The organism is Pseudomonas sp. JL27(2026), from assembly GCF_056933555.1.
Genome location: NZ_CM167794.1, coordinates 5,390,866 through 5,415,822 on the forward strand (window position 1 = coordinate 5,390,866; position 24,957 = coordinate 5,415,822).

General features: G+C 60.6%; 20 protein-coding genes. 9 read left to right on the forward strand and 11 right to left on the reverse strand.

Annotated elements, in window-relative coordinates; genetic code table 11:
* The first annotated feature begins 59 nt into the window (after positions 1 to 59).
* Positions 60 to 989 (forward strand): LysR family transcriptional regulator, encoded by a 930-nt coding sequence (locus AC1Z1G_RS24665; protein ID WP_483622945.1) that lies wholly within the window; start codon positions 60 to 62, stop codon positions 987 to 989.
* Positions 990 to 1,225: 236 nt separating this feature from the next.
* Here the strand turns inward: AC1Z1G_RS24665 and AC1Z1G_RS24670 are convergent, their stop codons facing one another.
* The 9 genes from AC1Z1G_RS24670 to bioB form a co-directional block, all read right to left on the reverse strand.
* Complete coding sequence (locus tag AC1Z1G_RS24670) at positions 1,226 to 3,004, reverse strand: acyl-CoA dehydrogenase C-terminal domain-containing protein (RefSeq protein ID WP_483622947.1); 1,779 nt, start codon at positions 3,002 to 3,004, stop codon at positions 1,226 to 1,228.
* A 161-nt stretch (positions 3,005 to 3,165) separates the two neighbouring features.
* Positions 3,166 to 4,455, reverse strand: coding sequence for a GGDEF domain-containing protein (locus tag AC1Z1G_RS24675; protein ID WP_347902366.1), 1,290 nt, complete (start codon positions 4,453 to 4,455; stop codon positions 3,166 to 3,168).
* A 231-nt stretch (positions 4,456 to 4,686) separates the two neighbouring features.
* Positions 4,687 to 6,492 carry a phenylacyl-CoA dehydrogenase gene (locus tag AC1Z1G_RS24680; RefSeq protein WP_483622949.1) on the reverse strand — a complete coding sequence of 602 codons (1,806 nt, stop codon included), beginning with the start codon at positions 6,490 to 6,492 and terminating at the stop codon, positions 4,687 to 4,689.
* 280 nt (positions 6,493 to 6,772) lie between these two features.
* Positions 6,773 to 7,069, reverse strand: a complete 297-nt coding sequence (locus AC1Z1G_RS24685) for a pyrroloquinoline quinone biosynthesis protein PqqE (protein ID WP_483622951.1) — start codon at positions 7,067 to 7,069, stop codon at positions 6,773 to 6,775.
* 107 nt (positions 7,070 to 7,176) lie between these two features.
* Entirely contained in the window at positions 7,177 to 7,857 is a 681-nt protein-coding gene (bioD, locus tag AC1Z1G_RS24690) for a dethiobiotin synthase (RefSeq protein ID WP_483622953.1), read from the reverse strand.
* Positions 7,854 to 8,666, reverse strand: a complete 813-nt coding sequence (gene bioC / locus AC1Z1G_RS24695; RefSeq protein WP_483622955.1) for a malonyl-ACP O-methyltransferase BioC — start codon at positions 8,664 to 8,666, stop codon at positions 7,854 to 7,856. The genes bioD and bioC overlap by 4 nt, the downstream gene beginning before the upstream one ends.
* On the reverse strand, positions 8,659 to 9,390 hold the full coding sequence (locus AC1Z1G_RS24700; RefSeq protein WP_483622957.1) for an alpha/beta fold hydrolase: 732 nt from the start codon (positions 9,388 to 9,390) through the stop codon (positions 8,659 to 8,661). Before AC1Z1G_RS24700 ends, bioC begins: the two co-directional genes overlap by 8 nt.
* On the reverse strand, positions 9,383 to 10,561 hold the full coding sequence (gene bioF / locus AC1Z1G_RS24705) for an 8-amino-7-oxononanoate synthase (RefSeq protein ID WP_483622959.1): 1,179 nt from the start codon (positions 10,559 to 10,561) through the stop codon (positions 9,383 to 9,385). Before bioF ends, AC1Z1G_RS24700 begins: the two co-directional genes overlap by 8 nt.
* Before the next feature lie 157 nt (positions 10,562 to 10,718).
* Positions 10,719 to 11,774 carry a biotin synthase BioB gene (gene bioB, locus AC1Z1G_RS24710; RefSeq protein ID WP_347902372.1) on the reverse strand — a complete coding sequence of 352 codons (1,056 nt, stop codon included), beginning with the start codon at positions 11,772 to 11,774 and terminating at the stop codon, positions 10,719 to 10,721.
* A gap of 91 nt (positions 11,775 to 11,865) precedes the next feature.
* Between bioB and AC1Z1G_RS24715 the strand changes: the two genes are divergently transcribed.
* The 5 genes from AC1Z1G_RS24715 to rarD all read left to right on the forward strand — a co-directional run bounded on the left by AC1Z1G_RS24715 (position 11,866) and on the right by rarD (position 17,834).
* Positions 11,866 to 12,606 carry a double zinc ribbon domain-containing protein gene (locus AC1Z1G_RS24715; protein ID WP_483622962.1) on the forward strand — a complete coding sequence of 247 codons (741 nt, stop codon included), beginning with the start codon at positions 11,866 to 11,868 and terminating at the stop codon, positions 12,604 to 12,606.
* A 187-nt stretch (positions 12,607 to 12,793) separates the two neighbouring features.
* Positions 12,794 to 13,558: a TOBE domain-containing protein gene (locus tag AC1Z1G_RS24720; RefSeq protein WP_483622964.1), complete on the forward strand. Its 765-nt coding sequence runs from the start codon at positions 12,794 to 12,796 to the stop codon at positions 13,556 to 13,558.
* A 92-nt stretch (positions 13,559 to 13,650) separates the two neighbouring features.
* The gene (locus tag AC1Z1G_RS24725; RefSeq protein ID WP_483622965.1) at positions 13,651 to 15,552 is read left to right on the forward strand and encodes a PhoX family protein; all 1,902 of its coding nucleotides are present in this window, start codon (positions 13,651 to 13,653) and stop codon (positions 15,550 to 15,552) included.
* Positions 15,553 to 15,783: 231 nt separating this feature from the next.
* Positions 15,784 to 16,758, forward strand: coding sequence for a serine/threonine protein kinase (locus AC1Z1G_RS24730; protein WP_483622967.1), 975 nt, complete (start codon positions 15,784 to 15,786; stop codon positions 16,756 to 16,758).
* Between the two features lie 188 nt (positions 16,759 to 16,946).
* Positions 16,947 to 17,834, forward strand: coding sequence for an EamA family transporter RarD (rarD, locus tag AC1Z1G_RS24735; protein WP_483622968.1), 888 nt, complete (start codon positions 16,947 to 16,949; stop codon positions 17,832 to 17,834).
* 222 nt (positions 17,835 to 18,056) lie between these two features.
* On the opposite strand, the gene AC1Z1G_RS24740 is transcribed toward rarD, so the two are convergent.
* Entirely contained in the window at positions 18,057 to 18,575 is a 519-nt protein-coding gene (locus AC1Z1G_RS24740) for a glycine cleavage system transcriptional repressor (protein WP_483622970.1), read from the reverse strand.
* Between the two features lie 630 nt (positions 18,576 to 19,205).
* Here AC1Z1G_RS24740 and AC1Z1G_RS24745 point away from each other — a divergent pair.
* Positions 19,206 to 21,383, forward strand: a complete 2,178-nt coding sequence (locus tag AC1Z1G_RS24745; protein WP_483622971.1) for a malate synthase G — start codon at positions 19,206 to 19,208, stop codon at positions 21,381 to 21,383.
* A 79-nt stretch (positions 21,384 to 21,462) separates the two neighbouring features.
* Here the strand turns inward: AC1Z1G_RS24745 and AC1Z1G_RS24750 are convergent, their stop codons facing one another.
* Complete coding sequence (locus AC1Z1G_RS24750; protein ID WP_483622973.1) at positions 21,463 to 21,903, reverse strand: response regulator; 441 nt, start codon at positions 21,901 to 21,903, stop codon at positions 21,463 to 21,465.
* 250 nt (positions 21,904 to 22,153) lie between these two features.
* Between AC1Z1G_RS24750 and AC1Z1G_RS24755 the strand changes: the two genes are divergently transcribed.
* Positions 22,154 to 24,094 carry a putative nucleotidyltransferase substrate binding domain-containing protein gene (locus AC1Z1G_RS24755; RefSeq protein ID WP_483622975.1) on the forward strand — a complete coding sequence of 647 codons (1,941 nt, stop codon included), beginning with the start codon at positions 22,154 to 22,156 and terminating at the stop codon, positions 24,092 to 24,094.
* Complete coding sequence (locus AC1Z1G_RS24760) at positions 24,091 to 24,798, forward strand: 3'-5' exonuclease (protein WP_483622976.1); 708 nt, start codon at positions 24,091 to 24,093, stop codon at positions 24,796 to 24,798. Before AC1Z1G_RS24755 ends, AC1Z1G_RS24760 begins: the two co-directional genes overlap by 4 nt.
* Positions 24,799 to 24,957: the final 159 nt, after the last annotated feature.

The window sequence follows — 24,957 nt, forward strand, 5'->3', positions numbered from 1 at the left end:
AGGCTTCCGCGAGGCCTCGGGCCATTTCGATTTTCCAGCATTTTCGATAAGTATTACTTATGGATTTCAAACAACTGCGTTATTTCGTCGCGGTGTACGAAGAAGGCCACGTCGGCCGGGCCGCCGAACGCCTGTCGATCTCTCAACCGGCGCTCTCGCAGCAGATCCGCCATCTGGAGCAAAACCTCGATGTAAGCCTGTTCGAGCGCAGCAGCAAACGCCTGTTGCCCACCCTCGCCGCTCACACCTTGTACAACCACGCCCTGCCCTTGCTCGACGGCATGCAGCGGGCGCGTGAGGCGCTGGGCAACTTCAAGGGCCAGGCGTTGCGCACGCTGGCCATCGGCGTGCTGCAAACCGTTCACACCAGCCTGGTGCCGCAGATGCTTGAGCGCGTACGCACCGCCCAGCCCCATCTGGTGGTGCAGATCTATGAGCTGACGGGTTTGGAAATCGAGCGACGCTTGCTCAACGGCTCGCTGGACATCGGTATCAGCTACCTGCCACCGCGCCAACCTGGCCTGCACGGCGTACTGTTGTACGAAGATGAACTGACACTGGTCATCCCCGCTGACCACCCGCTGCGTGAATTCAAGAAAGTTTCCATGAGCCAGGCCGCCGAACTGCCGATGTTGCTGCTTGGGGAAGAGTTTCAGGTGCGGCAGATCTGGCAGGCCCAACTGGCCAGTCTCGGGCGCCGGCCTCAGGTGCAGGCCGAACTGAACAACATGGCAGGGATTCTGGACAGCCTGCCTCATACCAAATTGGTGACGGTGCTACCGGGGCGTTCGCAGCAGGAACACGGGAACAAGGCACTGCTGTGGAAACCACTGAGTGAGCCACGGGTGCCACTGAAAGTAGGGTTGGTATGTCGCGACGTGCAACGCCAGCAAGCAACACTGGAGCTGTTGCGCAATTTGCTGGAAGACGTGATGAATGGCCCGGACGGGCGGATGACGCACCCCACAGTCCTGGATGTGCAGGGCTGAGCCGCAAAAACACAAATCGCAGGCAAAAGAAAACCCCGCCGAAGCGGGGCTTTGCAGACTGTTTCCCTGACATCCATTTCACTCCGCCATCCTGGCAGAATCCTACGTGTCCCTGTTATTGCTTTGCGCTTCCTGCGCTACGTCCATGAACAGTAGATTAGCTGTGGATCCAATTCTGGGGTAGCAGCGAACAGCAGCACGTCATGTAAGACATTGCTTACATGACGTTACATCCCTCAAAACTGCGTCGCGTCCAACAGAAACAGTGATTCACTACCGGCCTTGACCGACGCGCCCAGCGAGTGAATCCGCGGCAGCAAGCGAGCAAAGTAGAAGCGCGCAGTACCGAGTTTGCTGGCGTAGAAGTCGTCCTGGGCTTCTTTGCCCAAGGATGCCTTGGCCATCAGTGCCCACATGTAGGCGTAGGAAACGTAGCCGAACACTTGCAGATACTCGACAGAAGCCGCGCCGATTTCGTTCGGGTTATTTTTCACACGGTCCAGCAGCCAGGCCGTCAGTTCGTCCAGCGTGCCGACAGCGTCGTTCAACGGTTGAGTGAACTCGGTCAGATCGGCACTCGCGGTGGCCGTGAAGTGGCGAATCTCGTCGGCGAACAGCTTGTAGTACGCCCCGCCGCTGCCGACGATCTTGCGCCCGACCAGGTCCAGCGCCTGAATGCCGTTGGTACCTTCGTAGATCTGCGTGATCCGCACGTCGCGCACCAGTTGTTCCTGGCCCCACTCGCGGATGTAGCCGTGGCCGCCAAACACCTGCTGACCATGAACCGTGGTTTCCAGGCCCAGGTCGGTCAGGAATGCCTTGGCCACCGGAGTCAGCAGCGCGACCAGGTCTTCCGCTCGTTTGCGGGTGGTCGGATCTTCGCTGAACTTGGCGGTGTCCAGTTGCATCGCCACGTAGGTGGAGAACGCACGACCGCCTTCGTTCGAGGCTTTCATGGTCAGCAGCATGCGCCGCACATCCGGGTGGACGATGATCGGGTCAGCCACTTTGTCCTTGTTCTGCGCGCCGGTCGGCGAACGGCTTTGCAGACGGTCACGAGCGTACTCGACAGCGTTCTGGTACGAGCGCTCGCCCGTCGCCAGGCCCTGGATACCCACGCCCAGACGCTCGTAGTTCATCATGGTGAACATCGCCGCCAGGCCTTTGTTCGGCTCACCCACCAGGTAACCAACGGCGTCGTCGAAATTCATCACACAAGTCGCGGACGCCTGAATGCCCATTTTGTGTTCGATCGAGCCACAGTTTGCCGGGTTACGCGCCCCCAGGCTGCCATCGGCATTGACCATGAACTTCGGCACCAGGAACAGCGAGATGCCCTTCGGCCCGGCTGGCGCGTCTGGCAGCTTGGCCAGCACCAGGTGAATGATGTTTTCGGTGAGGTCGTGTTCGCCACCGGTGATGAATATCTTGGTCCCGCTGACTTTGTAGGAACCGTCTGCCTGCGGTTCAGCCTTGGTGCGGATGATCCCCAGGTCGGTGCCCGCGTGCGGCTCGGTCAGGCACATGGAACCGGCCCACACGCCGGCGTACATGTTCGGCAGGTAAGCGGCCTTCAGTTCTTCACTGGCGTGGGCGTTGATCGACAGGCAGGCACCGGCAGTGAGCATCGGGTACAGGCCAAACGACAGGCTGGCGGAGTTGACCATTTCTTCGACCTGCGCCGAGACGGCTTTGGGCATGCCCATGCCGCCGTAGGCCGGATCGCCACCAACACCGACCCAACCGCCTTCAGCGTAGGTCTGATAAGCCTGTGGGAAACCTGCTGGCGTGGTGACGGCACCGTCGCTCCAGTGGCAGCCTTCTTCATCGGCAGCACGGCTGAGCGGTGCAATGCTTTTGCTGGTGACTTTGCCAGCTTCCTCAAGGATTGCCTCGACGGTCTCGGCATCGACGGTGTCGGCCAGGGCAGGCAGCTCGGCCCAGAGTTTGGCGACCTCGAAAACTTCATTGAGGACGAAGCGCATATCGCGCAGGGGCGCTTTGTAGTCAGCCATGGCAAACCTCGTGAGAACGTGAAAAGTGATTCGTGGGATCGGAATTCAACAAGACCCTGAGTGTAACCGAACAACTTTTACGACACATAGGGTCAGCTAGTGACTTGTTTGTAATTTTTAGTCACTGACGATTTATCTGAAGATTTCAGCGCAATCAGCCCTCAACCCGCAGCGCTGTCCATGCGCACTGCGCCACGGCGGTTCTGACCGAACGCCATCACACAATTACGCCCCGCACCCTTGGCACTGTAGAGCGCCTGGTCGGCGGACTTGAGGACTTCTTCGGGCGTGCGCTGTTCGAGACGCTCGGCCACCCCGATGCTGACCGTGACCGAAACGGCGGACGCACCAGAACCGGCACGCCGCTGACGCCCTTGCTGGTCGTCTTGCGGGCGACTGTCCTGGTTGCGCAACTGGATGAGGTAGCTGGCGATGGACTCGCGGATGACTTCCAGGTGCGGCATGCATTCTTCGAGGGTTTTTCCGGCAAACACCAGGGCGAACTCCTCGCCACCATAACGATAGGCCCGGCCACCCCCGCTGATTTTCGAGAGTTTGCTGGCCACCAGCCGCAGCACCTGGTCACCCACATCGTGGCCGTGGGTGTCGTTGAATTTCTTGAAGTGATCGACGTCGCTCATTGCCAGCACGTAATTGCGCCCCAGACGCTGCATGCGCTCGTTCAGGGCTCGGCGACCCGGCAAACCGGTCAGCTCATCGCGAAAAGCCATTTGATAGGCTTCGTGAGCCACCGCCGCGGCAATCATCAACATCACCTGACTGCACATGATGTTCAGGGTGAACGGCAGGATGAAGGTCTTGGGCAGCATCCAGAACAACCCGAGCAACCCCACCAACTGGGCGGCGTGCAAGGGGCGCGGGTTGCGCCAGTACTGAATCGCCAGCAACAGGAACGCGGCGAAAAACACCGGGTAGGACAACTGGATCAGGCTCATCCACGAGCCGTGCAATGCCGGCCAGCGGATCTCGGCCAACCAGTTCAGCAAGGCATGCGGGTAACTTTGTTCCAGGCCCAGGGCCACGCTGCCGAAGGCCAGCAGCACGGCGAAGCGCGCCACCATGTCTTGAAACAAATGGGTACGTTCCTGCCAGGCACCGAACAGTCCGTACAGCAGCGGCAACAGCAGACAACAGAGATGAAAAACCACCGCCGCGTCATCACGGACTTTGCCGTTGTCGCGGTAGTAATCGGTCTGGGTATCCAGCAGGAAGTAGGCGATGTACACCGTGACCATCAGAAACAGTTCACGCTGACGTCGGTAAACCGCACAGTACGCACCGCCGAGCAACAGCACCAAGGTTGGCAACACGTTGAACAGCGAAGTGAAGAAGACGTTGAGATCCTTGACGTAGGCAGCCGCAAGCCCTGCAAGCAACAACAGCAGTGATGGTAGGAAATGACTGAAACGTACAGCGGAAGAACGCAACAAGGGTAAAGCTCCGACCCGGCAAATCAATAGATGGCATTGTGCCTGCATTTCGGACAGTTAAGCACATGCGATGTGACCGGCATCACATCGCACACTCTTTAACGGCAGCAAGAGTGTTCTACTTAGCGTTTTAGTCGGGAATTTTTTCAGCGTCGCGGACACCTTCCTGGCAGGCATAAAAAAGCCGCTGCTTCCCGGGAAGCAGCGGCTTATTGAAAGACCGCGTAAGGCTTAGTAGCCCAGTGCGAAGTCTTCTTCTTTCATGTCCATCAGGTTGTTGGCGCCCGACAGCATGGTTGCAACGTGAGTGCGGGTACGCGGCAGGATACGCTGGAAGTAGAAGCGCGCCGTCTGCAGCTTGGCAGTGTAGAACGCCGCTTCGGTGGTACCGGCAGCCAGTTTCTCGGCAGCCAGACGCGCCATGTCAGCCCAGAAGTAGGCCAGGCAGGCGTAACCGGAGTACATCAGGTAGTCCACGGACGCCGCGCCCACTTCCTCGCGGTCTTTCATCGCGGCCATGCCGACCTTCATGGTCAACTCGCCCCACTCTTTGTTCAATGCAGCCAACGGTGCGACGAACTCTTTGACCGCTTCGTTGCCTTCGTTGGTCTGGCAGAACTTGTGGACGATCTTGGTGAAGCCTTTCAGAGCCTCGCCTTGAGTCATCAACACTTTGCGACCCAGCAAGTCGAGTGCCTGGATGCCGGTGGTGCCTTCGTACAGCATGGAAATGCGGCTGTCGCGCACGTTCTGCTCCATGCCCCACTCGGCGATGAAGCCGTGGCCGCCGTAGATTTGAACGCCGTGGTTGGCCGATTCAAAACCGACTTCAGTCATGAAGGCCTTGGCGATCGGCGTCATGAACGCCAGCAACGCGTCAGCTTTCTTCTTCTCTTCCTCATCCACGCCGTACTTGACGATGTCGACCTGCTTGGCCGTGAAGTAAACCATCGCACGGTTACCTTCAGCGAAGGCCTTCATGGTCAACAGCATGCGGCGTACGTCAGGGTGCACGATGATCGGGTCAGCAGCTTTGTCCGGCGCTTTCGGGCCAGTCAGGGAGCGCATTTGCAGACGATCGCGAGCGTATTTCAGGCCGCCCTGGAAGCCGATCTCCGCGTGAGCCAGACCTTGCAGGGCAGTACCCAGACGCGCGGTGTTCATAAAGGTGAACATGCAGTTCAGGCCTTTGTTCGCCGGGCCGATCAGGAAACCGGTGGCCGCGTCGAAGTTCATCACGCAGGTGGCGTTACCGTGGATGCCCATTTTGTGTTCCAGGGAACCACAGGTCACTGCGTTGCGTACACCGAGGCTGCCGTCAGCGTTCGGCATGAACTTGGGAACGATGAACAGCGAAATGCCTTTGGTGCCTGCCGGCGCATCCGGCAGACGTGCCAGAACGATGTGGACGATGTTGTCGGCCATGTCGTGTTCACCGGCCGAGATGAAGATCTTGGTGCCGGAAACTTTGTAGGAACCGTCGGCCTGAGGTTCGGCCTTGGTGCGCAGCATGCCCAGGTCGGTGCCGCAGTGCGGTTCGGTCAGGCACATGGTGCCGGTCCATTCGCCGGACACCAGTTTGGTCAGGTAAGCCTCTTGTTGCTCAGGCGTGCCGTGCTCGGAAATGGTGTTCATCGCACCATGGGACAGGCCTGGGTACATGCCCCACGACCAGTTGGCTTCGCCAACCATTTCGCTGACAGCCAGCCCCAGAGACTCCGGCAGGCCTTGGCCGCCGTGCTCTACGTCGTGGGCCAGGCTTGGCCAGCCGCCTTCAACGAATTGTTTGTAGGCTTCTTTAAAGCCAGTCGGGGTCTTAACACCAGACTCGCTCCAGGTGCAGCCTTCGGTATCGCCCACGCGGTTCAGCGGTGCCAGCACCTGCTCACAAAACTTGGCGCCTTCCTCAAGAATGGCGTCAACCATGTCAGGAGTAGCGTCCTGGCATGACGGAAGGCTCTGATAATGCGCTTCGTAGCCGAGCAGTTCGTCACGAACGAAGCGAATATCACGCAAGGGGGCCTTGTAGTCAGGCATAGCGATAAACCTCTGCTGATGTAACCGGGAATGGACGACCGTGTTGAATTGTTGTGACGGTCAAACAGTTGTTTGAAACATACGTTTACGCCCAAATCTTGTCAAGCATCGATCCTTTGCCGTTCGTCATAGCAGGCATCACAACGCGCACGCGAACGCCCGCAGCCCTTGCGTGAAGCAAAAAGCCGTGTCGTGTATGAAAGATTAGTAAAAGGGGTAGGGCATGCCCGACAGAACGCCGCACTCAGCGCGGCGTTCGGGCAGCAGGTTCAGCGAGGGATCAAGCGAAGGTATCGATCAGCGTACCGAGCATTTCATCGGCAGCCTTGGCGACTTTGACGCCCAGCTCTACCTGAATCTTGCCCTGGGACATGTCGACCATGCTGCTGGCCAGGTCCGATTGCTGACTGCGGTCCACGGAACGCAATCGATCCACCTGGGCCTCGGAAGACTGGCTGGTGACCGAACGTTCAATGGTGGTGCTGGCGATCTGGCTGGCCGCTTGATCGACGCGGTTCTGCCCTGTCTGAATAGTGCTCAGACCGGCGTAGAAAGCGGTATTCCCTGAGATTTCCATGGGAGAACTCAACCCTGCAAAGGATAAACAGCGCTCATTGAAGCAGAGGCACCGGCAAAACACCCGACAAAAACACTAATGGCACAGTGCCTTGTCATAGGCAAAATCTAGTCAAGCAAGTCCAGCTGCAGATACTCGGCCACCGCTTCTGCTGTGACCAGTTTGAGTTTCGGCACCCGTCCCAGGCACGGCGCCGGCAGGCGCTCGGCCAAGGTGGCGAGGTTTTCTTCCAGGCGCGCAGTCTTGGGCTCAATGATGTTGGCCACCCAACCGGCCAGTTGCAAACCGTCCTGGGCAATCGCCTCGGCCGTCAGCAGCGCATGATTGATGCACCCCAGGCGCACCCCGACCACCAGAATCACCGGCAGACCGAGTGCCATCGCCAGGTCCGAGAGATTGTCCTGGCCAGCCAGCGGCACTCGCCAGCCACCCGCGCCCTCGATCAGGGTGAAATCAGCCTGCTGATCCAGAATGTGCCGCATCGGCGCCAACAACGACTGGACCGTCAGCGCCACACCCGCCTCACGCGCCGCGAGATGCGGTGCGATGGCCGGCTCGAAAGCCACCGGGTTGACCTCGGTATACATCAGTGGCAACGAGCATTGCGCCATCAGTGCCAGGGCATCGGCATTGCGCAGACCTTTGGGCGTCACATCGCAACCGGACGCCACCGGTTTGCCGGCCGCCGTGCTCAATCCGGCCAACCGCGCCGCATGCAGCAAACCGGCCGCAATGGTGGTCTTGCCAACATCGGTGTCGGTGCCGGTGATGAAATAGGCTGCACTCATCGCGGTTTCTCCAAAACGGCATAGACCACCTGATACGTCGCAGGCAGGCCGTGATCTTCTCGATAATGCTCGTACGCGTCGACCAACCCTCGGATGCGCGCCCGCCCGGTCAAGCCACCCGGCCGCCCAGGGTTCAGATTATGCGCGCCCAGCGCCTTCAATTCATGGGTCAGGCTGCGCACATCCGGGTAATGCAACACATGGGGGGCGTTTTCCAGGCTGATGACCTTCAAGCCACTGTCGGCACACAGCTGTTCATACGTGCCGAACTCTCGGAAACGGTTGACGTGGACCAGACCATCAACCTGACGCCAACTGTCGCGCAGTTCATACAGCGTGCCCACACACAAACTGGCGAACGCCAACACGCCGCCAGGTTTGAGCACGCGCTGAGCTTCGCTCAACACCGAGGCGAAATCGGCGCACCACTGCACCGCCAGGCTGGAGAAAATCAGATCGCAGCTCTGCGCCCGCAACGGCAAACGTTCAGCGTCACCGGCCACGAAGTGCGTCGCGCCACCCAGCGGCCGGGCGTGATTGAGCATGCCTTCGGCGATGTCCAATGCCAGCCCTTCGCTGCTGGAAAAGCGCTCGCCCAGTACACGACTGAAATACCCCGTACCGCAGCCCAGATCCAGCCAACGGCTGGGTGCAGAACCGGCCGGCAAACGGCTCAGCAGCTCACTGCCAACAGCGCGTTGCAACTCGGCGACACTGTCGTAACTAGACGCTGCTCGGGAGAATGACGCCGCCACCTGACGTTTGTCGGGCAAGGCACCGGGCAGGTTGGGAAGGGATAAATCAGTCATCACCGCACTCATGCAAAAAAGCCTGGATCGCCCCCGCCACACCGTGAGGGTCTTCCAGAAGAAACGCGTGGCTGGCCTGTTCAATCAGACCGATTTCAACATCCGGCAACAACGTCAGCAAATCACTGGCCGCCTCGGCCGGGACCAGCCCGTCGAGGCCGGCAAACACGTGAAACTGCGGGCCACGAAAAGCCTGCAACGCCTGGCGTGTGTCCAGTTGTGCGAGTAACTCCAGGCCGGCCATCAAGACCGGCGCCGGTGTGTTCGGCGCACCACCCAGCAGCAGGCGCGCGAGCCCTCGCGGGTCGGCAGCGCCCTGGGCGCACAGCAGGCTGAAGCGTTTGAGGGTCAGGCGCGGGTCGGCGGCGCATCCTGCGAGGAACGCATCGAAGGTCTCCCCCGCCATGGCGCTTGGCCATTGGGCATGGGCCACGAACGACGGATTACTGGCCAGGGTCAACACACCGCAGCAATGCTCGCCGCGACGGGCCGCCAACTCGCAGGCCAACATCCCGCCCAAGGACCAGCCACCCAGCCAGGCGTCCTGAGGCACGCTCGAATCCAGCTCATCGAGCCAGTCTTCAAGGTCACAGGACTCAAGCTCCGGCAGTGGCTCGATCTCGACCCGCAGGTGTTCATCCAACCCTTGCAGTGCCGCCGCCAAAGGTTCCAGCGGTGAAATGCCCAGGCCCCAACCAGGTAGCAGAATCAGTCGATCACGCATGGTTTGGCTCCGGTTTCAGGTGTTGAAAACAATCGGCCAGACCTTCTAACAATAGCTGGACCTGCGCTTCGCTGTGGGCGGCGGTCAGGGTCACGCGCAGACGGGCGCTGCCGGCCGGCACGGTGGGCGGGCGAATCGCCGTCACCATCAAGCCGCGCTCACGCAATTGCTGCGACCAGCGCATGGCCAGCCCGGCGTCACCGATCATGATCGGCTGGATTGGCGTGAAGCTTTCCATCAACGTCAGGCCTATCTGCTGCGCGCCTTGACGGAACTGGCGGATCAGCGTGTTCAAATGCTCACGGCGCCAGTGTTCGCTGCGCAGCAGTTCAAGACTTTTCAGCGTCGCGCAGGCCAGCGCAGGTGGCTGGCTGGTGGTGTAAATGTAGGGACGAGCAAACTGGATCAGGCTTTCGATCAGGTCTTCACTGCCGGCGACAAACGCGCCCGCCGTACCGAACGCCTTGCCCAGCGTGCCGACCAGCACCGGCACCTCGTCCTGGCTCAGGCCAAAGTGCTCGACCACCCCGCCACCGTTGGCACCCAGCGGACCAAAACCGTGGGCATCATCGACCATCAGCCACGCGCCCCTGGCTTTCGCTTCCTGGGCCAGCGCCGGCAGGTCGGCGATATCACCGTCCATGCTGAACACGCCATCGGTAACCACCAGCGTATTGCCGGTGGCTTTCTCCAGACGCTTGGCCAGACTGACCGCGTCGTTGTGCAGGTAACGATTGAAACGCGCACCCGACAACAGGCCCGCGTCCAACAGCGAGGCATGGTTGAGCCGGTCTTCCAGCACCGTGTCACCCTGCCCGACCAGCGCCGTCACAGCGCCGAGGTTGGCCATGTAACCGGTGGTGAACAGCAGCGCACGCGGGCGCCCGGTCAAATCGGCCAGCGCTTCTTCCAATGCGTGATGCGGGCCGCTGTGGCCGATCACCAGATGGGAAGCACCGCCCCCGACACCCCAACGAGAGGCACCGGCACGCCAGGCTTCTATCACTTGAGGGTGATTGGCCAGACCGAGGTAATCGTTGTTGCAGAACGCCAGCAACGGCTGACCGTCGACCACCACGTGCGGCCCCTGAGGGCTGTCGAGCAAGGGGCGCTGGCGATAAAGATTTTCGGCACGACGGGCAGCAAGGCGTGCGGCGAGATCAAAAGACATGCAGGCCTCGACTTTCAAGTGACATGAACCTTTGTGGGAGCGGGCTTGCTCGCGAAAGCGGTGTATCAGTCAACGTCTATGTTGAATCTCAGGCCGCATTCGCGAGCAAGCCCGCTCCCACAGGGTTTTGCATTCGTCCAGAGGAAACTGTGATTGCTTAAACCGCGGCGTTATAGAACTGCTCGCTGCTCTTCTGCTCCACCAGCGCTTGCTCGATGGCCGCCTGATGCACTTCGTCGGCGTGCTCTTCGCGGGCTTCCGGCAGGATGCCTAAGCGCCCGAACAACTGCATGTCCTTGTCGGCCTGCGGGTTGGCGGTGGTCAGCAGTTTTTCGCCGTAGAAAATCGAGTTGGCACCGGCGAAGAACGCCAGCGCCTGCATCTGTTCGTTCATCGCCTCGCGGCCTGCAGACAGACGCACGTGGGATTGCGGCATCAGGATACGGGCGACGGCGAGCATGCGGATGAAGTCGAACGGGTCGATTTCTTCAGCGTTTTCCAGCGGCGTACCGGCGACTTTCACCAGCATGTTGATCGGCACCGACTCCGGGTGCTCCGGCAGGTTGGCCAACTGGATCAGCAGGTTGGCGCGGTCATCCAGCGACTCGCCCATGCCCAGGATGCCGCCCGAGCAGATCTTCATCCCTGAATCACGTACATACGCCAGGGTTTGCAGGCGCTCGCTGTAGGTGCGGGTGGTGATGATGCTGCCGTAGAACTCCGGCGAGGTATCGAGGTTGTGGTTGTAGTAGTCGAGGCCAGCCTGGGCCAGGGCTTCGGTCTGGTCCTGATCGAGGCGGCCGAGGGTCATGCAGGTTTCCAGGCCCATGGCCTTCACGCCTTTGACCATCTCCAGCACGTAGGGCATGTCTTTGGCCGACGGGTGTTTCCACGCCGCGCCCATGCAGAAACGGGTCGAACCGATGGCCTTGGCGCGCGCGGCCTCTTCAAGGACCTTCTGCACTTCCATCAGTTTTTCTTTTTCAAGACCGGTGTTGTAGTGACCGGACTGTGGGCAATATTTGCAATCTTCCGGGCAGGCGCCGGTCTTGATCGACAGCAGGGTCGAGACCTGGACGCGGTTGGCGTCGAAGTGTGCACGGTGCACCGTCTGCGCCTGGAACAACAGGTCATTGAATGGCTGAACGAAGAGTGCTTTGACTTCGGCCAAAGACCAGTCATGACGCAGGGTTGCAGTGGTGCTGGCGCTCATGGGCGTTTCCTTGTTTATGCTTGGCTTGCGGGGGTGGAAAGGGAATATCCACAGCCGCGACACGGATGTTCGGCATATTTAAGGAAGAGTTATGCGCTGTCAACCACGATACAAAGGTGCGGTTTACATCTGGTTAAAAAACAAACAATCCTGTTTGTTGTGCAAAGAACCGTCCGATACCCCTCAAGCGATATGCACAGCCTGCGAAACCGAACTGCCCTGGCTCGGGGATCATTGCCAGACCTGCGCCCTGCCACTGCCCGTGGCGGGCATGACCTGCGGCCAGTGCCTGAAGCAACCACCGGCCTTCGAACAGGTTATCGCCCCTTGGGCCTACAGCTTTCCAGTGGACAGCCTGATCACCCGGTTCAAGCACAACGCCAAGTGGCCCTATGGCCGCCTGCTCGGCGAACTTCTTGCGCAATCGCTGCAACATCGCTTCGATGAGGGCCTGGAGCGACCCGATCTGCTGGTCCCGGTGCCGCTGGCGACCAAACGCCTGCGCCAACGGGGTTTCAACCAAGCGGCGATGCTCGCACGCTGGCTCAGTGAAAGCCTGGACATTCCTTGCGACGAATCGCTGCTGCTGAGGATTCAGGACACCAGCGCCCAGCAGGACCTGAAGGCCGAAGGCCGCCGGCGAAACCTGCGCAACGCCTTCGCCCTCGCGCCCGGGGCGTCTGTCGCTGGCCGTCATCTGGCGCTGATCGACGACGTGCTGACCACCGGCGCCACCGCGCAAACCCTGGCGAGGTTGTTGATGGACGCAGGTGCGGCCCGGGTCGATGTCTATTGCCTGGCCCGGACACCCAAACCCGGTAACACCACCTGACCCTGTGGGAGCGGGCTTGCTCGCGAAGACGGCGGCACATCCTGCGACGATGTGACTGACAGATCGCTTTCGCGAGCAAGCCCGCTCCCACAGGGATTGCAACCAGACGGTTTGGCGCCTGACTTGACTCCCGCGCGCCAAGCCGCCAACGTCCAACCCCGTCAGCCCTTGCGTGCAGCGCCTTGCCATGTCCTTGCCTACCTTGTTGTCCCAACACATCGTCCGTCGCCCGCAGCGCATTGCCTTGCTGCAACACATTGCCGAGCAAGGCTCGATCACCCGCGCCGCAAAAAGCGCGGGGCTAAGCTACAAAGCGGCCTGGGATGCCATCGACGAGCTGAACAACCTGGCGCAAAAACCCTTGGTGGAGCGCAGCGTCGGCGGCAAGGGCGGCGGCGGTGCGAAGCTCTCGGCCGAAGGCGAGCGAGTGCTGCGGCTTTATCAACGGCTGCAAGCACTGCAAGCACAAGTGCTGGAAGCCGCCGAGGATGCCAGCGACCTCGACCTGCTCGGGCGCCTGATGCTCAGGACCAGCGCGCGCAATCAACTGCACGGCAAGGTTGCAACCATCGACACCCAAGGCCGCAATGATTTGATCAGCCTGGAACTGGCCGAAGGGCTGATCCTCCAGGCGCAGATCACCCACGACAGCACGCGGCGCCTGGAGCTGGAAACCGGCACCGAAGTCGTGGCGCTGATCAAGGCCGGTTGGCTGGAACTGCTGGCCGCCGATCAATCCGCAACACCTGGACACAATTGCCTCAAGGGCACCATCGAGGCAATTCTCGACGCCGAAGACGGCCCCAGTGAAGTGCGAATCGCCCTGCCCAATGGTCAGACGTTGTGCGCCCTGGCGGAGCCGCTGCATCTGAAAGCGCTGGGCTTGAGCGCTGAAAAAGCCGTACAGGTGCAGTTTTCGCCCTCCAATGTGTTGCTCGGCACGCCGCTCTGATTGATGGCCGCTACGCAGCGCCGAACACCACTGCAACATTTCCTTCATCGGCGCTCTTTAAGGTGACTGCAAAAACCCGCAGGGAGCCTGATGTGAACCTATTAGAAGAAAACCAAGCCACCGACCTCGAAAAAATCGTCGGCCTCAGCCGTCGTGGCTTTATCAGTGCCGGTGCCCTGTGCGGCGCGGCGATGTTTTTGGGCGGCAACCTGCTCAGCCGCAGCGCACTGGCCGCCAGTGTCAGCGCCGGCACCAGCAAACTGCTGGGGTTCAACAGCATCGCGGCGGCCACCACGGACACCATCAGTTTGCCTGCGGGCTACACCTCTTCAGTGCTGATCAGTTGGGGCCAGCCGCTGCAAAAAAATGGTCCGGCCTTTGACCCCAGCGGCAACGGTACCGCCCAGGCCCAGGAAGTGCAGTTTGGCGACAACAACGACGGCATGAGTTTGTTCGCGTTCCCCGGCGAGCGCGACCGTGCACTGATGGCCATCAACAACGAATACACCAACTACCGCTACCTCTACCCGCATGGCGGCATGCCGCAGTCGCCCGAAGACGTGCGCAAGGCGCTGGCCTGCGAAGGCGTGTCGGTGATCGAAGTGCAACGTAAAAACGGCCAGTGGCAATTCGTCCAGGGTTCACGCTACAACCGCCGCATCCACGGTAATTCGCCGTTGCGCCTGAGCGGCCCCGCCGCCGGCCATGAACTGATGAAAACCAGTGCCGACAAGCGCGGCAAGAAAGTCCTCGGCACGTTCCAGAACTGCGCCAACGGTAAAACGCCGTGGGGCACCTACCTGACCTGTGAAGAAAACTTCACCGACTGCTTCGGCAGCAGCAACGCCGAACAGACATTCGACGCCGCGCAAAAGCGCTACGGCGCATCCGCCGCCAGCCGCGAGATCAACTGGCATCAACACGACCCGCGTTTTGACCTGGCAAAGAACCCCAACGAACTCAACCGCCACGGCTGGGTCGTGGAAATCGACCCGTTCGACCCGCAATCGACACCGGTCAAGCGCACCGCCCTGGGCCGCTTCAAGCATGAAAACGCTGCGCTGGCCGAGACCGACGATGGTCGCGCCGTGGTGTACATGGGCGACGACGAACGCGGCGAGTTCATCTACAAGTTCATCAGCCGCGACAAAATCAATCACCGTAACCCCAAGGCCAACCGCGACCTGCTGGACCACGGCACGCTGTATGTCGCACGCTTCGACGCCGGTGACAGCAACCCCGACCACCCCAAGGGCCGCGGCCAGTGGGTCGAGCTGACCCACGGCAAAAACGGCATCGACGCCAGCAGCGGTTTTGCCGATCAGGCCCAGGTGTTGATCCACGCACGCCTGGCCGCCAGTCTCGTCGGCGCCACGCGCATGGACCGTCCGGAATGGATCGTGGTCAGCCCCAAGGACGGCCAGGTCTATTGCACGCTGACCAACAACGCCAAGCGCGGCGAAGACGGGCAACCGGTGGGCGGCCCCAACCCTCGGGAGAAGAACGTCTACGGCCAGATCCTGCGCTGGCGCACCGAGCGCGATGACCACGCCTCGCCAACATTCGCCTGGGACCTGTTCGTGGTCGCCGGCAACCCGGCCGTACACGCCGGCAAACCCAAGGGTGGCTCGTCGAATATCACCCCGCAAAACATGTTCAACAGCCCCGACGGCTTGGGCTTCGACAAGGCCGGTCGGCTGTGGATCCTCACCGACGGCGACTCCAGCAACGCAGGCGATTTCGCGGGCATGGGCAACAATCAGATGCTCTGTGCCGACCCCGACACCGGTGAAATTCGTCGTTTCATGGTCGGCCCCGTGGGCTGCGAAGTCACTGGCATCAGCTTCTCGCCGGATCAGAAGACCTTGTTTGTCGGGATTCAGCATCCGGGTGAAAACGGCGGTTCGACATTCCCCGAGCACCTGCCGAACGGCAAACCGCGCTCCTCGGTAATGGCCATTACCCGCGAAGACGGCGGGATCGTCGGCGCCTGACTCCTACTGTGGCGAGGGAGCTTGCTCCCGCTTGAGCGCGAAGCGGTCACAGTCCGGCAAATTCCGTTTGCCTGACTGAACTCGGTTGAATGTTGTGCGACCGCTTCGAGGCCGAACGGGAGCAAGCTTCCTCGCCACAGGTAATGCGCTCAAGCCACAACGATCAATTCAGACTGCTTTGCGCTACCATGCTTGGCCGGACGCGGCAGCCTGCTGCGCGCAGGAGTCAGCATGTCCCATCCGTTTGAAACACTTACCCCCGACCTGGTCCTCGATGCCGTCGAAAGCATCGGTTTTCTCAGTGATGCCCGCGTGCTGGCGCTCAACAGTTACGAAAACCGCGTCTATCAAGTCGGCATCGAAGATGGCGAACCGCTGATCGCCAAGTTCTACCGTCCGCAGCGCTGGACCAACGAAGCCATCCTCGAAGAACACCGCTTCACCTTCGAACTCGCCGAGTGCGACGTGCCGGTGGTGGCGCCAATGATCCACAACGGCGAAAGCCTGTTCGAACACGCCGGGTTTCGCTTCACCCTGTTCCCGCGCCGTGGCGGCCGCGCGCCGGAGCCAGGCAATCTCGACCAGCTCTATCGCCTTGGGCAGTTGCTCGGGCGCTTGCACGCCGTGGGTGCCACCCGGCCCTTTGAACACCGTGAAGCGCTGGGCGTGAAGAACTTCGGCCACGATTCGCTGACCACCCTGCTGGAAGGCAACTTCATCCCGCGCAGCCTGCTGCCAGCCTACGAGTCAGTCGCCCGCGACCTGCTCAAGCGAGTGGAAGAGGTTTACAGCGTCACCCCGCACCAGAACATCCGTATGCACGGCGATTGCCACCCCGGCAACATGATGTGCCGCGACGAGATGTTCCACATCGTCGACCTGGACGACTGCCGCATGGGCCCTGCCGTGCAGGACTTGTGGATGATGCTCGCCGGGGATCGTCAGGAATGTCTGGGGCAGTTGTCGGAATTGATGGACGGCTACAGCGAGTTCCACGACTTCGACCCACGGGAACTGGCGCTGATCGAACCGTTGCGCGCCCTGCGCCTGATGCACTACAGCGCCTGGTTGGCCCGCCGCTGGGATGACCCGGCGTTCCCCCGCAGCTTCCCGTGGTTCGGCACCGAGCGGTATTGGGGCGACCAGGTGCTGGCGTTGCGCGAGCAACTTTCTGCGCTCAATGAAGAACCATTGAAGCTGTTCTGACACACACAGATCCAATGTGGGAGTGAGCCTGCTCGCGATGCGAACACCGCCGTGCATCTGGATGACCGCGGTGATGCCATCGCGAGCATCGGAACGCCGCCCGGCGCGCTCCCACAAGGTTCGCGACAAGTTCCGAAAAATCTCCTTACAATCCCCCTCTTTGTTAGCTGCCTAAGCAAGGATTCTGCATGCAAGCTGCCAACCCGCGTCGCGGGTACATCCTGGGCCTGAGCGCCTACATCATCTGGGGATTGTTCCCGATCTACTTCAAAGCCATCGCCTCCGTGCCCGCCGTGGAGATCATCGTCCACCGGGTGCTGTGGTCGGCGCTGTTCGGCGCGTTGCTGCTGATGGTCTGGAAGCATCCGGGCTGGTGGCGCGAGCTGCGCGAAAACCCGCGGCGGCTGGCGATCCTGGCCCTGAGCGGCACGCTGATCGCGGCCAACTGGTTGACGTATGTCTGGTCGGTGAACAACGGGCGCATGCTCGAAGCCAGCCTCGGTTACTACATCAACCCGCTGGTGAACGTATTGCTCGGGATGCTGATTCTCGGCGAACGGTTGCGACGCATGCAGTGGGTGGCCGTCGGGCTGGCCGCCATCGGTGTGGCGCAGCAAGTCTGGCAAGTCGGCAGCCTGCCGTGGGTGTCGCTGGTACTGGCGTTGACCTTCGGTTTCTACGGGCTGATCCGTAAACAGGCGCCGGTCAAGGCACTGCCGGGGCTGGTGGTGGAAACCTGGATGCTGGTGCCGATTGCCGTTGCCTGGTTGCTGTTCAACCCGACCGCGAGCAGCGCACAAGCCGAGTTCTGGACCACGTCCCAAGCCTGGTGGCTGGTGGCCGCCGGCCCGGTAACGCTGGTGCCGCTGGTCTGTTTCAACGCCGCTACACGGCATTTGCCCTACACCACCATCGGTTTCCTGCAATACCTGGCGCCGACCCTGGTGCTGCTACAAGCCGTGCTGTTGTTTGGTGAACACCTGTCGTCCAGCACGTTGGTGGCCTTCATGTTTATCTGGGCCGGCCTGGCGGTTTACAGCATCGATGCCTGGATGAGTTTGCGCCGCCGCAGCTGATCAAAAAACGCACAAAGCCTTGCAGGCCACGGCCATCGTAGCCTGCAAGCATCCTTCCCAAGGTTATCCACAGCGTGATCCCCGCCGTTTGTGCACAAGCCCTTGAAACTGCTGGTTTTTTGATCAAGAACTGAAGAGCCCCGAACGGCATGGGCTGGCGGCGAGTCTCTACAGGTTATCCACAGGCAGGTGCACGTTTTACTGGGATAACCTTTCCCCGCCCTACGGGTCGCTGCGCAGCACCAATTCCACCATCAGGTCATCGGCCAGGGTTTCCAGCCGTGACTGCAACACGTCCAGCGACAGAGTCAGCGGCACGGCGAGAATCGCTTCGGCGTGGAACAGCGGCTCACTGCTCATCGGCGCCGGCCGCACATCCGTCACCAGCCGTTCGAGGTTGACGCCCTGCTCACTCAGCAGTCGGGTGATGTCGCGCACGATCCCCGGACGGTCGTTGCCCACCAGTTCCATGGCGATCGGCTTCCAGGTGCAGGACTGCTCGATGCCACTTTCAGCAATCAATACGCGAATGCCCTGGGCGGACAACGCCTGCAGGGCGTCTACCAATTCGTCGTAGGCCTCGGCCGGCACACCTACCCGCAGGATCCCGGCAAACTGCCCGGCCATCCGCGACATACGACTTTCCAGCCAATTGCCGCCATGTTCGGCTATACATTGAGCAATGCGCTCGACCTGACCGGGCTTATCCGGGGCGAATACGGTGAGTACGAGGTGGTCCATGGCGCAGCCCTCTTGTCATGACTTTTGTTATAGAAAAACAAGTATAGGCAAGGGACTAAATTCAGCGCGGCACTGCTTTTGTGTGGCGAGGGAGCTTGCTCCCGCTGGGTCGCAAAGCGGCCCCTTCAAATATTCAGACAGAACGCATTCGCTGATTTTGCGACGGCTTCGCAGCCGAACGGGAGCAAGCTCCCTCGCCACAGGAAAGCCCTACACACTGAATTCCATAGCCAACAAATTCAGGCCCCATAGCAGTGCATCGAAGATTATGTGTACAAGTTTTTATATTTAACTGGAACAATCCAATAGTTTTTTGAGAACATCCCGTTCCCCGCGGTGACCAGATAGCGTTAGCGGGTCGCTAAACGACGTAATTAGTCTAATTTTCACAACCGCAATTCATCATGTAGTATGCCGCAGCGCGCACTACATAACGTTGGATCGATGTCTGCCAAGGCGCCGTCACGACCCCCAAATCCCCGTCAGCAAGGCCCAAGGCCTTGATTGGAAACACCCAGCCGCCAGTAATGGCATGTACTGGTGCAGGGGTTTGTGGTTTAAATGGCCAGAGGCTTCATTGTCAATTTGAAGAGCTGAAAAGCGAAATAGCTGAGCAGAGTGAGGCAAGCAATGACTGAACACGTTCAAGTCGGTGGCCTGCAGGTCGCCAAAGTCCTGTTCGACTTCGTGAACAACGAAGCCATTCCCGGTACCGGCCTCACCGCCGATAAGTTCTGGGCCGGTGCCGACAAGGTCATTCACGACCTGGCGCCGAAGAACAAAGCCCTACTCGCCAAACGCGACGACTTCCAGGCGCGCATCGATGCCTGGCACCAGTCCCGCGCAGGCCTGGCGCATGATGCGCAAGCCTACAAAGCCTTCCTGCAAGACATCGGTTATCTGCTGCCAGAAGCGGCTGATTTCCAGGCCACGACGCAAAACGTCGACGACGAAATCGCCCGCATGGCCGGCCCACAACTGGTGGTCCCGGTGATGAACGCCCGCTTCGCCCTCAACGCCTCGAACGCCCGCTGGGGCTCGCTGTATGACGCGCTCTACGGCACCGACGCCATCAGCGAAGCGGATGGCGCGGAAAAAGGCAAAGGCTACAACAAGGTTCGCGGCGACAAGGTGATCGCCTTCGCCCGTGCCTTCCTCGACGAAGCCGTGCCCTTGGCGGCCGGCTCCCACGTCGACGCCACCGGTTACGCCATCGTTGGCGGCAAACTGGTCGTTAGCCTTAAGGCAGGCAGCAAGGCCGGCCTGCGCAATGAGGCTCAACTGATTGGCTTCCACGGCGAAACTGCGGCACCAACCGCGATCCTGCTGAAAAACAATGGCCTGCACTTCGAAATCCAGATCGATGCCAGCACCCCGGTCGGCCAGACCGACGCTGCCGGCGTCAAAGACGTGCTGATGGAAGCTGCGCTGACCACCATCATGGACTGCGAAGACTCGGTTGCCGCGGTCGATGCCGACGACAAAGTGGTGATCTACCGCAACTGGCTCGGCCTGATGAAGGGCGACCTGTCGGAAGAAGTCTCCAAGGGTGGCAAGACCTTTACCCGAACCATGAACGCCGACCGCACCTATACCGGTGTCGATGGCCACGAGTTGAGCCTGCACGGCCGCTCGTTGTTGTTCGTGCGTAACGTCGGGCACCTGATGACCATCGACGCGATCCTCGACAGCCACGGCAACGAAGTGCCGGAAGGCATCCTCGACGGCCTGATCACCAGCCTCGCGGCGATCCACAGCCTCAATGGCAACACTTCGCGCAAGAACAGCCGCAGCGGTTCGGTCTACATCGTCAAACCGAAGATGCATGGCCCCGAAGAAGCCGCGTTCACCAACGAGCTGTTCGGGCGCATCGAAGACGTGCTTGAGTTGCCGCGCAACACCCTCAAAGTCGGCATCATGGACGAAGAGCGGCGTACGACCGTCAACCTCAAGGCCTGTATCAAGGCAGCCAGCGAGCGCGTGGTGTTCATCAACACCGGTTTCCTCGACCGCACGGGCGACGAAATCCACACCTCCATGGAAGCCGGCGCGATGGTGCGCAAGGCCGACATGAAGGCTGAAAAATGGATCGGCGCCTATGAGAACTGGAACGTCGACATCGGCTTGAGCACCGGCCTGCAAGGTCGTGCGCAAATCGGTAAAGGCATGTGGGCCATGCCCGACCTGATGGCCGCGATGCTTGAGCAAAAAATCGCGCACCCACTGGCCGGCGCCAACACAGCGTGGGTCCCGTCGCCGACCGCCGCTGCGCTGCACGCCCTGCACTATCACAAGGTTGATGTGTTCGCCCGTCAGGCCGAACTGGCCAAACGCGCTCGTGCTTCGGTGGACGACATCCTGACGATTCCGCTGGCAGTCAACCCGCAGTGGACCGCAGAACAGATCAAGAACGAGCTGGACAACAACGCCCAGGGCATTCTCGGTTACGTGGTGCGCTGGATCGACCAGGGTGTGGGCTGCTCGAAAGTGCCGGACATCAATGACATCGGCCTGATGGAAGACCGTGCCACCCTGCGGATTTCCAGCCAGCACATCGCCAACTGGCTACGCCATGGCATCGTGACTCAGGATCAGGTGCTCGAAAGCCTCAAGCGCATGGCGCCGGTGGTTGACCGCCAGAATGCCAACGACGCGTTGTACCGTCCGCTGGCACCGAATTTCGACAGCAACATCGCCTTCCAGGCGGCCGTCGAACTGGTGATCGAAGGCACGAAACAGCCAAACGGCTACACCGAGCCGGTCCTGCACCGTCGCCGCCGCGAGTTCAAGGCCAAAAACGGCCTGTGAGTCAGCGCTAGCGCCGAACAAGAAAAAGCCCTGATCGAAAGATCAGGGCTTTTTTCGTTTTGCACGCGTTGGTGGCAGATCAGACCCCCAGTTCATGCTTGACCAATGCCAGCAGCTTGTCGGTGTCGATGGGCTTGAGCAGGAAATCCACCACGTTCAAATGCATGGCCGCGATAACGTCACTCGCTTCGGCGTCACCGGAAACCATGATGATCGGCAGCGCGGCCCCCGCGGATTTGCGCACCTCGCGCGCCAGCTCCAGGCCGTTGAGGCCGTGCATGCGCAGATCGGTGATGATCAGGCCAATCGATTTGTTCGAGTTCAACAGTTTGAGTGCGGTTTCGCCGCTGGCGGCGGTCATGCAGCGGATGCCGTCAAGGGCAAGCACCTGGGACAACAACTCCCGCGCGTCCTTGTCATCGTCAACGATCAGTACGCGCTGCGGCGGTAGATCCGGTTCGAGCATGATCGCATGCAGCGCCTCACGCTCGGCTTCGCTCAAAATATCGTGCTCGGACATAAGCTTCTCTACATGTTTGGTTCAATCCCTTGGCACAACCATCAGACATCGCTGAGCAGCGCTTAAATGTGCATGTCGTCCGATAGTTTTCCAAGAGGTCAGCACGCGGTTTACGCAGTTACTGCGTAGGGTATTTCCGAAATCGTGACTGGCACTCGGCCACCTAGACTTACGTCCAATGGGCACACTGCGCGCACGAGCTGACGATAGCCGATGATCCGACAACAACAATTCAAAAAAGACTGCGGTAATGGTTATGAGCAAAACGGACGCATTCACCCAGGCCGGGAAAACCGCGGTGTTGCAGAACATCCAGGGCACCTTGCAGTTTCTTCAGCGTTTCCCGCCATTCAACCAGATGGAAAACGCGCACCTGATCTATCTGGTCGAACAATGCCAGCTGCGTTTCTATAGCCCTGGCGAGAGCATCATCAAACCTGCCGATGGCCCGGTGGAACACTTCTACATCGTCAAGCAAGGCCGGGTCGTGGGCGAACGTCCGCACACCGCCAAGGGTGGCACCGAAACCACCTTCGAAATTGCCACCGGTGAGTGTTTTCCGCTGGCCGCGCTGCTGGGTGAACGCGCCACACGCACCGAGCACCTGGCGGCCGAAGATACTTTTTGCCTACAACTGAACAAGCTGGCGTTCATCAAACTGTTCGCGTTGTCCAACGCCTTTCGCGACTTTTCCCTACGGGGCGTCAGCAGCCTGCTGGATCAGGTCAACCAGCAAGTCCAGCAAAAAGCCGTGGAGTCCCTCGGCACCCAGTACTCGCTCAACACCCAGCTCGGTGAGCTGGCCATGCGCCACCCGGTGACCTGTAGCCCGACGACCCCGCTGCGCGAAGCGGTGACCCAGATGCACGAGCAACAAGTGGGCAGCATCGTGGTGGTCGACGAGCGCAGGGCCCCGATCGGCATTTTTACCCTGCGCGATTTGCGTCAGGTGGTCGCCGACGGCACCCGCGACTTCAACCAGGCCATTGAACATCACATGACCCAGGCGCCGTTTTCCCTGTCGCCGGATCACAGCGCCTTCGACGCAGCCATCGCCATGACCGAGCGACACATCGCCCACGTATGCCTGGTGAAAGACCAGCGGCTGTGTGGCGTCGTCTCCGAGCGCGACCTGTTTTCCCTGCAGCGGATCGACCTGGTGCACCTGGCTCGCACCATCCGCAATGCACCCCGCGTGGAAAACCTGGTGGCACTGCGCGGCGAGATCGGTCAACTGGTGGAGCGCATGCTGGCCCACGGTGCTTCTTCGACGCAGATCACCCACATCATCACGTTGCTCAACGACCACACCGTGTGCCGGGTGATCGAACTGACCCTCGCCGAGCGCGGCGACCCTGGCGTGTCGTTTAGCTGGCTGTGTTTCGGCAGCGAAGGTCGTCGCGAACAAACCCTGCACACCGACCAGGACAACGGCATCCTTTTCCAAGCGCGGGACGCGGCCCACGCCGCCGAGATTCGCGGCAAGCTGTTGCCCATCGCCCAACAGGTCAACCAGAGCCTGGCGCTTTGCGGCTTCACCCTGTGCAAGGGCAACATCATGGCCGGCAACCCCGAGCTGTGTTTGTCCCGCGCCGAATGGGCCCGGCGTTTCGCCGCGTTTATCCGCGAGGCCACACCGGAAAACCTGCTGGCCTCCAGCATCTATTTCGACCTGAGGGTGGTCTGGGGCGATGAACACAGCTGCGAGCAGTTGCGACGCGGGATCCTCGATCAGGTCGCCGACAACCGACTGTTCCAGCGCATGCTCGCCGAGAATGCCTTGCGTCAGCGCCCGCCCGTGGGACGTTTGCGCGAGTTCGTACTGGCTAAAAAGAACGGTGAGAAAGCCACCCTCGACCTGAAAGTCCAGGGCCTCACGCCCTTCGTCGATGGCGCCCGGCTACTCGCGCTGGCCAATGGCATCGAAGCCAACAATACCCTGGAGCGCTTGCGCCAACTGGTCGCCAAAGAGGTGATTGAACGCCTGGACGGCGCGGCGTATGAAGAGGCCTACCACTTCATTCAACAAACCCGTATGCAGCAACATCAGCGACAGACCCGCGAGAACCTGCCCTACTCCAACCGGGTCGATCCCGACAGCCTTAATCATCTGGATCGGCGGATCCTGCGTGAATCCCTGCGTCAAGCCCAACGCCTGCAAAGCAGCCTGACCCTGCGGTATCAGCTATGAGCCTGTTTTCCTGGCTGCGCCCGGCCGCACCGACCTTGAGCCGCGAACAGCAACAGCGTCTGGAACGCCTGCCGCCAGCGCCCAGCCTGAGCGAATGCAGCCTACGCGAGCAGCGCTGGGTGGTGCTCGACCTGGAAACCACCGGGTTGAACCTGAATAAAGATGTGGTGCTGTCCATCGGCGCCGTGGTGATCGAGGACGGTGCCATCGATTTCAGCCAACAGTTCGAGCGGACCTTGCATCGCAACGAACATAAACTGGGGCCCAGCGTATTACTTCATGAGCTGGGGCCAAGTGCGATTGCCGCCGGTTGTGATCCGCGGGAAGCGTTGCTCGACTTCATGGAGTTCGTCGGTGACAGCCCGGTGCTGGCGTTTCATGCGCCATTCGATCAGCACATGCTCGGGCGTGCCTTGAAGGACAGCCTGGGTTACCGCTTGCAGCACCCGTTTCTCGACGTTGCCGACATGGCGCCACTGCTCTGCCCGCAGGCACACATCCGTGAAGCCGGGCTGGATGACTGGGTCGACTGGTTCAAGTTAGAGGTCTTCGATCGCCATAACGCCAGCGCCGACGCCCTGGCCACGGCGGAGATGGCCTTGATCCTGTTCAGCCGGGCGCGGGCCCAACAGATTCACAGCCCACTGAACCTGCAACAGCGATTGAGCCAATGGAAACGTCGGCAACAGCGTCATTCATTCTAGGTTTTCAGCGCCTGTTCCGACGCCTTCGCGAGCAAGCCCGCTCCCACAGGTAATGCGGAGCTCTTGTGGGAGCGGGCTTGCTCGCGAAAACGATGACGCGGTCCCCCGACCAACGTCAATTGCGCCCATCCATTGCCTCTGACACAATCGCGAATAATT